Origin of the sequence: Pseudomonas sp. FSL R10-0399, from assembly GCF_009600165.1 — a bacterium.
Taxonomy (GTDB): Bacteria; Pseudomonadota; Gammaproteobacteria; order Pseudomonadales; family Pseudomonadaceae; genus Aquipseudomonas; species Aquipseudomonas helleri.
On record NZ_WIWK01000329.1, the window covers coordinates 1 to 308 of the forward strand.

Sequence of the window (308 nt, forward strand, 5' to 3'; positions counted from 1 at the left end):
TGCCTGGCCTCGGGGCTGACGGTGATCGCGGTCGAGCATTTGCTCCAAGTCGTGGCGCATTTTGCTGGCCGCGCGGTAATTGAACCCTATGTGGCCAGCGGCCTGCTGCACGTGAGCAAGCCGTATCCCGATTTGAGTGATGTGCAGGGCCAACTGTCGGCCAAGCGGGCGCTGTTGATCGCCGCCGCAGGCAGCCACAATCTGCTTTTTACCGGGCCGCCGGGCACCGGTAAAACCTTGCTGGCCAGCCGCCTGCCCGGCTTGCTGCCGCCGCTCAACGAGCAAGAGGCGCTGGAAGTGGCGGCCAT

At 64.9% G+C, this 308-nt stretch carries 1 protein-coding gene; it reads left to right on the forward strand.

Annotated features, from left to right (window positions below; all coding sequences use genetic code 11):
* Nucleotides 1-308 (forward strand): ATP-binding protein (locus tag GHO41_RS29635; protein WP_178126637.1); only part of this gene is annotated, 308 nt, incomplete at both ends.